The following is a 12,376-nucleotide window of genomic DNA, read 5'->3' on the forward strand; positions in this document are numbered from 1 at the left end:
TGTTGTAGCAGCTGGATTGAGATCGTTCTCACTTGGCTGGTAGAGCTGATAAATAACACAACGGAGGTCACCTCCAATTCCAAGGCTTAAGTCGAAGCTTCACTTTTCTTCGGCATATCAATTTGAAAACTTTTCACGCTCTCACAAAGATACTCCAGACTGGCATGAATAAAGATAATCACTCCCAGCATCTCCATCGCTTCTTCGAAAGTAATAATCAGAGCGTAGAGTAAGTTTTTTTCGCCATGTGAATACGCATGGTAAGCGCTGATCATTTCAACGCCGATCGCTCCTCCAACAAACACGGCCCCAGCTGTGAGAAACAAATTACGGGTTCGCGACGGAAGCGCAATTAGAAAGCGCAACATCATGGCGCCCACGATCAAGACGAAGATGCCTCCAGGAATCACCCAGGCATAATGTAGTACTCCCCGTGCATCAATCAGCCTGCGCATAGGTTCGATTGCGCATTCGTGAATCGTAGCGACCTCATCTATCGAGAGAAGAAAGAACAAACCCGACAGGAAAAACCAGTGGAACGTATATCGATCCCCTTGAAATCGTTTACTTAATGCAATGAGGCACAACACAAAAGAAGCCACTAACAAAGCCATAGACGAATACCAGGTTGGTAAGTTGGCTTCATAGTCAACGTAAAGTAGTGGAACAATTCCAAACACCTGATCATGCCCTGTGCCATATTTAACTAACTGTGAGCAGAGACTCAAGCTGAGCAGTACACCGATAGTAACCAATAACGTGCGTGTGACTGTTGCAGGACGAGGAATTTGTAAATGAATTTGAGCAGACTGTGAATTCATGATGAAACCTTGAGTTATGACTATATACGATACAAATTCTGCATTAATGATAAGCTGATTTGATTATTCTTGATAATCATCTCAATGCTGAGATGTTGGATGTTCAAAATCGGAAGAGATTTGCGGTTGAGATACGACATCATTTGCAAACCTGTCGCGATACCAGTTTGCAATCCGGTTACTAATCTGTAGGACCTTCGCTATTTTTGAGACGGAGGAATAATGCACATAGCGGTAACTGTTCTCTACCGATGTGTACCAGTATTTCTTGGCATCCAGAGAACCGGGGCCGATATCATAAATTCGATCTCCCCGTTCCATACTGTTGCGAAGCATTCGTCCCATCAGTAAACGCCCCAGTCCTTTATTGGAAACGCTTGGATCAAACCCCATCCGTAGCGAAAAAACTAATCCCTGAAACACATAGTTATAATTGAAGGCAGCAGGTTGTCCTGAAACGTATAGTAGGTTTAAATCGGCCGCTCCAAATCGAGTAGCACTCTCATGCGTATCTCGAAAGTATTGAGCTACATTCTCATGTGACAAGGTCGTTCCTGTCGTTGAATCCCCTTGCCAACTTTTACGCGCAATCTCTTCACAGACCTCATACAGGTCCCAACGTGGATCGCTCTCGCCAAAATTTTCACCACGCGGCCGATACCGCATGAATTCAATCTCTCCTTCTTTTTCCACTCTTCTTTCAGAACGAAGATAGGTCTGACGCGCTTTTCCCGATCGGCCAGCTAGATAGTCATCCCAATTTTGATTGAGATCGACATAAGCTGTTTGATTCCATGAAGTCTTTTTAAACGAAAGATTCGCTGCTTCTAGTGATCTTTCTGTAGCGCCGTCGTCAAACCCATCGAAGTCCACACAGCGCAAATCGATGAGGTCCCAGTCTCGCTGAGATTGCTGAATGAAATTCAGCGCTGCCGTCAGAGTTGCCTCAGGATTGGCAGAGATAGGCCCATAAAAACTCCCCCAGTCATCAAACGGGTAAGTCAATATGCGACACGACCCGAATTTCGTTTTCAGACGCTGAATACATAAAGGGATAATACCTGTGACTTCATCGTCATCATGGATGACGAGTACTCGCAAATACTGTTTTTCACCAAAATGCTGCCAGTAAACCTGTAACCAATCGAGAGACTGGAAAAAATTTCCTCCCGGGGTAGCTGCCAACAACCGATTCCAGTCGGCGTGGTAAGCCTTTAAGCCCTCGATCTCATTCAACTCAATTACACTCAAGATAGCCCCCTGGCATCAATGTTCTCTGTTTCAATTTCAATAACGCAATAAGTAACCAAAGCGCGCATCAGAAGTGACAAAGCTATTTCGATATAGCTTTCTGATGGTCGGCAGCTGCCACAACTTAGTGCTACAAACTTAGTTTGTGCACAGTGTGAAGTCGTGAAAAACACCGAAAGCGATGTGTTTCTCGCTCGAAATGATTCCGATAGAATGGATTGCGCTGGTTATCGCGATCCTGGCCAGTTGCTCTTAAAGAAGTAAAAACAAAAATAGGGCCGGCAGGACTCGAACCTGCAACCAACAAATTATGAGTTTGCTGCTCTAACCGATTGAGCTACGGCCCCAAGTTGTTTTCTGATCATTGTTTATCATGTTCGATATACAAAGGAGATTGATATCAAACTCTGCCTTTCAATATGGCTGACATTGAAGGCTGATAGCTTACTGGAGACCTGCATTGCTGTCAAAGCATTGAGACTCGAAAGCCAAGATCCAGCCTAACTTTCCGTCAATTTTTAGTCGCTTTTTCAAGTGTGACACTTAATGAAGGAAACAGGATCGTATCACACTCATGATTTTGATCTGTGGAAATCTAATTTTCTTGACGGGTAATCTGACTGGCTCGCCACGCTTTTTTATAGATGTTGAATCCATTTTGAACCTGACGCGGTGAATCTTGTAATAAATGATTCAGCTTGGAATCATATGGTGCAACCCCACGCGACCGTAACAGACTGGCCGCCTGCATGGTGACAGCCAAATCATAGTCTTCCAGACTTTTCAATAATTCACTGAGGTCGGTCGCATGCTGATTGACCAGTTGATCTGCGTACTCATAGGCGGGCGTTTTTTGACCATCGCCGTCCGCATCAATCCACACAGCGCCTGTGGAACCAACAACGACCGGCTCAAAATCGGGAGAATCAGGTTGGTAGGGTTTGGCAAGGGGCCAATACGGGGCTGTCACACCGGGGCCTGTCGCAATCGCTACGAGATGGCAGTCGTGAGGAAACCGCTTGAGTTTCCAAGTTTCCTGCCATTTCACTCCCCCTTCTGTTTTGGATTTGATTTCCTCTCTACGGATCAATTGTCCGTTTGCATATAGGCTGACCTCATCGGCCGATACCCAACTCGGTCCAGAAACTGTAATCGCCACTTCTAAATCCGAAGATGAAGCGACCAGTTCGCCAGGACCATACTGTGAATTCACTTTGATTTGAGTAAAGAGTCCATAAGACAGCAATATTTTGCCTTCAACGAAGTTTTGAATGGTTTTACCAGTCTCTATCTTCGATGGGTCATGATCTTTGGCTTCGATATAGGTTCTTGCCTGCCCCACGATATAGCGAGTGACATCGTGAGAGTCACTACATCCGACTGGTGTTAAAAACAAACCACGGTTCAGTGCTCCAAACCAGTCATGATACAGTTGCATCACGTCGGTTTGTGTAGCTCCTGAATTAATAATTTCCATTGCGTTCGCACGTAATTTCCATCCATCCAGATTCTCTCCCGTTTGACTCAGATGATGCTTTTGTCCGAAGGGACGATAATTGGAATGGAGATCGCGTGCGTGATTTAAAATCGCCACTTTCACAAGTGGCTTCTCAAAGATACTATTAAATATCGCCGTCCAGTCTTTCAATTTATAATCGGGAACTGGAGCCGATTCCTGTGCAGGGAAAATATTAAAGTGGCCGATGCGCGTTGTTACTTCATTTCCAATGACAGGTGTAAAATACTTTCGAACGTTTAACTTTTGCGCCAACGGTTCATAGTTGATTTGCTTATTGTGGTCCGTCGCAATCGGGAACTCGATTTGCTCGCCCGCCAATGTTATCATTCGTTCTTCTATGGAACAGTCTCCATGCCCTGAATGGGTCAACGTGTGGACGTGTGTGTCAGAGCTCACATATCCTGTGGTATCGACTTCTCGACGAATCTTGAAACGGAGCCTTTGATTTTCCCCCGCCTTGAGTGTGACTTGCCGACGATCGATTCCATACTCAAAGCCCCGCCCCGCATAAATCGTATATTGCCCTGCTGGTAAGCTGAATTCTGTCTTTCCTTCACTCACATAGATCACACCGCTTCTGACAGCCTGCTTCTGATTCGACTTGGCTGTCGTAGCAACCAGAGTGCCTTCTGAATTCACAATCGTAATTCTAGCTGGAATCAAATCACCTGAATGTCCATCAACGACTTCAATGGATAACTGAGATGCTGCTAAAGCTTGTTGAACAGGTTCAGGAAAAAGTGAAATCTCACCAACATAAATGTCATCGGGGGTTGGCTTGCCTACTTGAAAGATTCGTAATTGGTTCTTACCGTTTTTGAGCACACCAGGTGGAACCGAAAACCAAAATTGAAGGTCATTCCCATCACGGCTCAATTTTCCCAGAACCTTTTTGTTCAACTCCACATTCCAGCTTAGCTTCACATCTACCTGCCTCAACAGGAGTGTCGATTCAGTAGAATTCGACTTCGCCTGAAATGAAAGCAATAACTCATCAGCCTGGGGCATTTCAGGAAAAGCAGACCACTCACGTTCTCCGGAAATCCGCAAGTGATACATCTCTGGAGTAATGACCAGCGCCTCGTCCGCGAATATGGTTCCTGTTATTGTCAGGCAGAAAATGAGACTGAAGAAAAATCCTTGTTTCATAGATCACAGTAACTTTCATAAAAAATATTCATACGATTTCACTATATATAGGTCAGTCAAAAAAGGCTCATGGTTTCTTTCTTGTACTTTGTAAAAGATAAGCCAAGAGATCATGTAATTGTTGCGGTGACAAGATTTCCAGAATATTCGCAGGCATCAACGATAAGGTTGATTGCTTTTGTTCCTCGATTTCGCTCTTGGGAATCTGAAATTCCTTACCCTTGTTATCCACTAAAACGAGAAGTGCTCCCTCTTCTCGTCGCTTCAAACCAGAAAAAACACGGCCCGCTTCAGTGATGATCGTCGTCGTTCTGAAATTGATATCGACTGAACGATTTGGATCAAGAATGTCCTCTAACAACCGTTCCAACCCCCGATTGCCAATGCCATCCAACTGAGGTCCTACCACTGCTCCTTTTCCAGCCAGTTGATGACAGGCGGCACAGTTTTTCTCGAAGACAGCCTGTCCATTATTCACTGATAGTTTAAAAGTTGCATGCGACTTTAGATGCTCGGCGATATTTTGCTGAGTTTTTTCTTCATGAGGAGGTAATCCGCTAACCAATTTTTGCAAACGTGTTTTCAGATTTTGACTGGCAGATTGTTGAATCTGATTGCTGATTGTCGGTTGCATCAATAACCGAGGTGAAACAACACCTTTTTCCGCGAAGCCAATCAGTCGTTCCATACCCGCAGGTTGTTTAGATAACTCTTCTGCTACTTGTGTTTGTAAACGAAACGGATAGCTTTTAAAAGCTTGTTGAAAGAGATGATCAAGTTGATCTTTTTTCTGATCGATTACTGCTTGAATAATCTCTTTCTGAAATGAATCAGTTTGTGGGAACTGACTGGCTGGCAAAGGAAACAAAGGTTGAAATTCCTCAGTACCATCGACGGAAATTAAAGCAGTTGCCAATTGGTTCTTAAGCTGCGCATTCAAGTGTTCTCGAGACAACATTGCTGCAAGCACATCGCGCGCGGAACGAATCTTGAATTGCTGCACGAGCAACGCCGCCGCCGAGATGCGATTAATTTGTTGTTGCAGGCTTTTTTGGGGAATAGCAACAACAGCCGGCTGAAATCTTCCAACGGCCAACCAGGCGTATGCCTTACCGTTATCACTGTCTACAATTTCAAGATAGCCCTGTTCACCAGCGATCTCTGTTAAATCCCAACTGACTTTTTGCGCCACATCATTTCTCGGGGCAGAGACATGTTTGATAATACGATGATCTTCTGACCTTCTTAGTTGCACGAAATTCAGTCGATTGTCTGGTTTCTTTGGCAATCCGACATGGCCGGCAATATAAAACTCCAACTTAGAGGGGATCACAAATTTTTGAGAAACCAGGCGCCCCGTTGATTTTTCACCAGCAGGTAAGCTATTAAAAAAAGGTGCTGAGGAGTTTCCATCAGCAGAAGCTCTGTGCTGTAGGGACCAAATATTTGCAGGACTCCCCTCGTTCAACTGAAAGTTCATCCATTGAAGCGGCTCATCTTGCACACTCATCATCAATTTGTTAGTCAAATCAAGAGCCCAATCTTGAAGAGTGGGATCAAAGGTCAGCCCCTTCTGCTGGTATCCCTGCAGCACTGCTTTGATGATCTCCACTTGCAAATCAGTATTACTGGCTAATTTAGTGCGGGCCAAACGAATAATCTGTGACATTTTTTCTGCAGGTAAATAACGTACGACATGCCTGAAATAATCTGGCAATGCCCGTTGATCAACACGCTCCGTCTGCAGATATTTGATTAAGTATAACGCCGCCTCTTCGGTCGGTACTGCCAGCGAAAGTTGAGCCAGTTCATTCTGCTGCTCAGGATTCAACGTCGACCATTCCAGTTTGCTTAATACCCGTGGGTCACGAATCTGTAACATCAGAGCACGACGCACGACATAGTCCAGATGATGGTCCTCAGCAGGAACTTTTTTGAGTAACGCAAACAAAGGTTGAATATTTTCCACTTGTGGGTGTAAGCCAATCGCATCAGCTGCGGCTCGTTTCACAAACGCATTGTCATCCTGAAGAGCCTGAATGATTTGCGAACGGTGCTGTGAACTCCACGATTTTTGTTCCGCGAGGATTTTCGCAACATGTATGCGAACTAAATCCGAAGAACTCGAGTTGTCCTGATCAATTAAATCATTGGTCAGCGCCCTCAATCGAAATAACACCCATAGCGAATGCACAATAACCGTAGGCTCTTTTGTACCAACAACCGCTTTCCGCAAAGGTTCGACTGCATCAAGTCCCTGTTGATCGGAGAGAAAATCTGTCACGAGAAAACGCGTTGTCAAATTCTTAGAACCGAGTAAAGTGATTAGCTGGTTGATGCTTAGTTTTGAAAAATCGGTGCGTGTATGATCTTTGTCTTTGCGAACGACTCTCCAAATGCGTCCGCGATAACGATCCCGCCCCGGATGATTCAGCGGAACCTCATAGTGACCAATGATTTTATTGTAAAAGTCAGCAATGTAGAGCGCACCATCTGGTCCCAACCTGATATCAACGGGGCGAAACCAGGAGTCAGTCGTCGAAAGAAAATCGGGCTCTTCTTTGGCAACAATGGTCGAGCCATAATAGACAGGTGAGTTCCGATTTACGCGGCTGGTCATGACGTTACCACTGAAGAAATTTCCTTGATATTCCTGGGGAAATTGATCTCCTGAAATAATCTCTACTCCAGCAATCGCAGTGGAACCATGCAGATGGTCCATCATTGGTTTAACAAAACCTAATCCATCATGAGGCTTTCCAAAACTCGGGTAGTATCCACCTCGCAGCAACTGATAAATGGGTTTGGAGTGGCAATCCGCTGTGAACAGGTTTCCCTTTTCGTCGAACGTCGAACCAAAGGGATTCACCTGCCCATGCGTAAAATGTTCAATGCGCGAACCATCAAGCCGCATGCGATAGGTATTTCCTGAATGCATTTCAATCGTATGGCCATCGCTACCACTGACACGGGTCTGATTATTAAAGCCGTGATTGGCATACAGCCAACCATCAAAACCACGCCGAAAGGAATTATTCATGCCATGTGTATCACGTTCAAACCCCATCGGACCATAGAGCTTTGTAGCTTTGTCTGCCTTGTCATCTCCGTCGGTATCTTCATAGAACGTAATAGCTGGAATGCTGAATGCGATCACACCATTCCTGTAGGGATACAAGCCTATTGGGATATTCAGTCCTTCAACAAAAGTCTTGATTTTGTCAGCACGTCCATCACCATTGGTATCTTCCAGAATTTTGATGGCATCTTTGCCTCTTTCCCCCTGTCGCACGGGATAGGGGTATTCAGACGATTCTGTAACCCAAAGGCGACCTTTAATGTCGAAGGCCATATTTAATGGTTTTTGAATTTCGGGCTCGGCCGCGACTAATTGAATTTCAAATCCATCTGGTAGTATAAATGTCTTTAATTCTTCCTGTGGGGAAAGCGGAGCTGTAGGACGAATGAACGCCCGAAAAGGATCATTCGTTTTTTGCGCAGAAAGCTTGCAGGGTGAAGTAATCCAGCAAACCAAAAACACTAAGAATAATGTTCTCAGAAAAATGATATTGGGAGCACTACACTTCATTGTTGCTTCACCTCAAAACCATATACATAAAAAACCGCCTGCTATATCCATTTAATCGGAAGCAGCAGGCGGATTCAATCGTAAAGAACCAAACAAGAGGAATCAATTCGAGTTAATCAAGTTCCTTGATATAAACATTTCGGAACTGCATCAGGCTACTGGCAGGGCTGAACGTTCCATCTTTTCGCTTTCCACCATGATGTTGAAAAGCGATAGGACCTTTCTCGGGCACGTCAGGCAGTTGTGCATTTTCAAGCACCATTTTGCCGTTCAAAATTACGGTTAGTCGATCTTTCACCATAATGATAATAAACTTATTCCATTCCCCAACGGGTTTGTCGGCATTCACTTTCGGAGTCACACCAGCTCGTACTTCCGGAGATACTTTTTGATTACGACGATAGGAATAGACTTCACCGGAACCTACGGGCCAACACCAGATATTTACTTGTGCTTGCGATGTGCCGCGTAAATAAATACCGGAGTCGGCATTCGGTAATTCAACAGTAATTGTCTTACCATTAGCATCTTTGAGATCTGAGCCATCAGCAAGAACGATTGGAACCTTATACAAACCTGTCGTCTTTTTGATTCGCCATTCGACGCTCATTATGAAATCGCCATACTCTTTTTCTGTCCAGAGATTCTTATCCTCTTTGGCTTCACTTTGTGCATCGTAATCAATCACTCCATCAACGACTTTCCAGTGACCATTATCCCCTTCCGGAATCACCCAGCCAGTCAAGTCTTTTCCATTGAACAATGAAGTATAACCAGGATGGAGTGCATCCTCCGGTGATGAAACCACAACTGTACCAACGATTTTGGTACTACCGCTACGTTTTCTTTCTGATTGTCCAAACACATCTGTCCCACCCAGTAGTGGTAAAACTGTAACTATGCATACACTCAACAATAATTTTTTAGACCAATGTCTCATGGTTTACCTTCTTTCAAAATCGATATGAAAACGCAAAAAATCTTTTATTTCTGCTTTAAAACTTGCTTACGATTATCGTACAGGAACCACAGCCAAGTTCCCACCCAATTACACAACTTTGTTAAGAGAATAATCAGCGTCTATTTAGTACACGTTAGAGAGCCCTGAGAGCTGAAATCAAATTGATTTTTGGTCCTCGCTCCATTATCTTAGTAAGACCGCAAACAAATTCATCTAAGTCTGCTTTCCACTCGATAGACCTGTAATTCAGGAACTCCTTCCATGTGCATTCTCTTTTCATTGTCCGCAATAAAGCGTTTTTTTTGCATCACTTTATGCATAACGATGATGATTCAACTCACTCCCTCTCCAGCAGATGCAGCAGACTCAAAACTCAGTCCGCAAGAAAAATTCTATCTGCAAAAGATACGACCTCTTTTAGAACAAAAGTGTTTAGGCTGTCATGGAAAGACTCCTGATGACATTAAAGGTGAATATACAATGCTTACACGTGAAGCATTGATCAAAGGTGGTGAATCCGGTGAAGCGGCCATTGTTGTCGGAAAACCAGAAGAGAGCCCTTTCTGGAATGCAGTCACTTGGAATGACGATTCAATTCAGATGCCTCCTCAAGAACGAAATCGGTTGAATGTAGAACAAATCGCGGATTTGAAACAATGGATCAGCGATGGTGCGATCTGGACAGATCGGGAGTTACCCTCTAGCACTTCAAAGCCTGCTAACAGCGTTTCGCAAATGGTAATGTCTACGTCAGGAGGTCAAAGTCCTACCTGGACGGCGCGAACTTACCAACCGGAAGACGTCTGGGCCTACCAGCCGATACAACGACCGTCTGTTCCCTGGCAGGCACTTTCTACTAAACAAGCAAGCAAGCGTCACCCCATTGATGCATTCATTCAGCAAAAACTCAAACAGAAGAAGCTCATCCCTTCTCAACCGGCAGAACGCAAAACACTCATACGTCGTGCTACCTATGATCTAACGGGATTACCACCAACCTTAAAAGAAATCGATGAATTTCAAAAGCGATCAAACAATAAAGAAGCGTGGTCAAATTTGATCAAGCGATTGCTGAAGAGTCCTCATTATGGCGAGCAGATGGCACAAATGTGGATTGACGTCGTACGCTATGCCGACACCAGTGGTTTTGCAAATGACTATGAGCGGCCCAATGCCTGGCGTTATCGAGATTATCTGGTTCGCAGTTTCAATGCAGACAAACCATATGACCGTTTTATTACCGAACAACTCGCAGGAGACGAACTTGATCCTCAAGACCCGGAAATGTTAATCGCCGTTGGTTTTTTACGAAGCGGCCCCTGGGAACATACTGGCATGAGCGTCGCCGCTGTCACGCGGCAGTTGTTCCTCGACGATGTCACCCAGAGTGTCGGAGTCACATTCCTGGCCCATAGCTTCCGTTGTGCCAAGTGTCACGATCACAAATTCGACCCTGTGCCTACCCGTGACTATTACCGAATACAAGCGGTCTTTGCCCCGGTTCAATTTGCAGATCGAAAAGTTCCCTATCAGTCTTATGAAAATATTTCGGGCTTCAAAAATATGAAAGTCCGCACTGAAAAATTAATCAAAGAAACACGCGAAGCTCAAAATCAATTTACACAAAAATCAAAAAAAGCAATTTCGAAATGGTTAAAAGAAAACGGCTACAAGAACCTGAAAGAAGTTCCGGCAGACAAAAGACCTCCAGTGCGATGGTTTGGTTTGACCGAACTCGAAAAAAGCCTGGTCAAAATCAACAATAAACGTATCTCTTATTTTGAAAGAGAACTCAAACGTTACAAGTCTTATGCGTTTAGTGTTTATAATGGACCACCAAATAATTACCGCTCGACACAAGCCGTTAATCTCTTACCTGACTTTAAGAAACAGCAGGGAGAAGCACAGCAAATCTTTATCCTGGCGGGTGGTGCCATTACTGCTCCCACCCAAAAGGTAACGCCGGGAGTTCTCAGTGCGGTTGCCGGTTCCAACAATAGCCAGGAACCCACTGCCTGGAACACGATCCCCCAATCATCAGAAGGGCGACGGCTGGCATTTGCACGCTGGGTCGCCAGTTCCAATAATACTCTTACCGCACGCGTTATAGTGAATCGTATCTGGCAAACGCATTTTGGTACCGGTCTGGTTGCCACTCCTAATAATTTCGGACAAAAGGGAGAGAAACCCTCGCACCCAGAACTCCTGGACTGGCTCGCCACCTGGTTCATGGATCATGGTTGGTCCATCAAAAAACTGCATCATCTCATCATGACATCAAACGCTTATCAGCAAAGTAGCCATCCGGTCGATCAAGAAATGGTCAAAACTCAAGACCCGAACAATCGATTACTCTCTCATTTCCCCACTCGGAGAATGACGGCTGAACAGATCCGCGATTCGCTCCTGTCTATTACAGGTGAAATGAATTCAGAGATGGGAGGTCCCGGCGTCTTTCCTGAAATCAATTGGGAAGTCGCATTGCAACCGCGACACATCATGGGATCGGTCGCTCCCGCGTATCAGCCCATGCCACTTCCCAAACAGCGCAATCGTCGAACTTTGTATGCGTTTCGGTATCGCACACTTTCAGATCCGATGCTGGAAGTTTTCAATCGTCCAGGCAGTGAATCTTCCTGCGAACGTCGAGATGAAACAACAGTCACTCCACAGGCATTTGCGCTTTTCAATGGACAGTTCACACACGACCGCGCCATCGCGCTTGCAAAGAAAATCAATCAGGAAACGAAATCTGACACGGAAGCAATCAATCAGGTCTTTCAACAACTTGTCTTGAGAACTCCTGATACTAAAGAAAGCCAATTAGCTCTCAAGCATGTTAAAGAAATGAAAGACTATCACCAGGCACACCCTCCAGAAAAAGTGGATCTTCCTCGTAATGTGAAACGGGAAATGATCGAAGAGCTAACCGGGGAATCGTTCGCCTGGACCGAGAAACTGGATTTAACCGACAATTATGTACAAGATTTGAAACCTTGGAACGTGGATGCAGAAACCCGCGCTCTGGCAGAGCTTTGCCTGGTTTTGATGAATTCCAACGAATTTATTTATTTGCGATAAGAATC

The 12,376-nt window shown here is 44.8% G+C and carries 6 protein-coding genes and 1 tRNA gene; 1 reads left to right on the plus strand and 6 read right to left on the minus strand.

Features of this window, described 5'->3' with window-relative positions; translation table 11 throughout:
- Window positions 1–86: 86 nt before the first annotated feature.
- From V144x_RS21135 to V144x_RS21160, 6 genes are all read right to left on the minus strand, one after another.
- Window positions 87–821, minus strand: coding sequence for a hypothetical protein (locus V144x_RS21135; protein ID WP_144987876.1), 735 nt, complete (start codon window positions 819–821; stop codon window positions 87–89).
- An 81-nt stretch (window positions 822–902) separates the two neighbouring features.
- Window positions 903–2,072 (minus strand): GNAT family N-acetyltransferase, encoded by a 1,170-nt coding sequence (locus V144x_RS21140; protein ID WP_232102596.1) that lies wholly within the window; start codon window positions 2,070–2,072, stop codon window positions 903–905.
- A 273-nt stretch (window positions 2,073–2,345) separates the two neighbouring features.
- Window positions 2,346–2,419: transfer RNA gene (locus V144x_RS21145), tRNA-Ile, on the minus strand.
- Between the two features lie 248 nt (window positions 2,420–2,667).
- Entirely contained in the window at window positions 2,668–4,740 is a 2,073-nt protein-coding gene (locus V144x_RS21150) for a CehA/McbA family metallohydrolase (RefSeq protein WP_144987880.1), read from the minus strand.
- A gap of 67 nt (window positions 4,741–4,807) precedes the next feature.
- Window positions 4,808–8,329, minus strand: coding sequence for a PVC-type heme-binding CxxCH protein (locus V144x_RS21155; RefSeq protein ID WP_144987882.1), 3,522 nt, complete (start codon window positions 8,327–8,329; stop codon window positions 4,808–4,810).
- Between the two features lie 112 nt (window positions 8,330–8,441).
- On the minus strand, window positions 8,442–9,269 hold the full coding sequence (locus tag V144x_RS21160) for a 3-keto-disaccharide hydrolase (RefSeq protein WP_232102597.1): 828 nt from the start codon (window positions 9,267–9,269) through the stop codon (window positions 8,442–8,444).
- A 345-nt stretch (window positions 9,270–9,614) separates the two neighbouring features.
- Between V144x_RS21160 and V144x_RS21165 the strand changes: the two genes are divergently transcribed.
- The gene (locus V144x_RS21165) at window positions 9,615–12,371 is read left to right on the plus strand and encodes a PSD1 and planctomycete cytochrome C domain-containing protein (RefSeq protein ID WP_197998563.1); all 2,757 of its coding nucleotides are present in this window, start codon (window positions 9,615–9,617) and stop codon (window positions 12,369–12,371) included.
- Window positions 12,372–12,376: the final 5 nt, after the last annotated feature.

Source organism: Gimesia aquarii, assembly GCF_007748195.1.
Taxonomy (GTDB): Bacteria; Planctomycetota; Planctomycetia; order Planctomycetales; family Planctomycetaceae; genus Gimesia; species Gimesia aquarii.

Coding starts and splice junctions, on each gene's coding strand:
- V144x_RS21155 (WP_144987882.1), bottom strand. CDS start 8,329: ATGAAGTGTAGTGCTCCCAATATCATTTTTCTGAGAACATTATTCTTA.
- V144x_RS21165 (WP_197998563.1), top strand. CDS start 9,615: ATGATGATTCAACTCACTCCCTCTCCAGCAGATGCAGCAGACTCAAAA.
- V144x_RS21160 (WP_232102597.1), bottom strand. CDS start 9,269: ATGAGACATTGGTCTAAAAAATTATTGTTGAGTGTATGCATAGTTACA.
- V144x_RS21135 (WP_144987876.1), bottom strand. CDS start 821: ATGAATTCACAGTCTGCTCAAATTCATTTACAAATTCCTCGTCCTGCA.
- V144x_RS21150 (WP_144987880.1), bottom strand. CDS start 4,740: ATGAAACAAGGATTTTTCTTCAGTCTCATTTTCTGCCTGACAATAACA.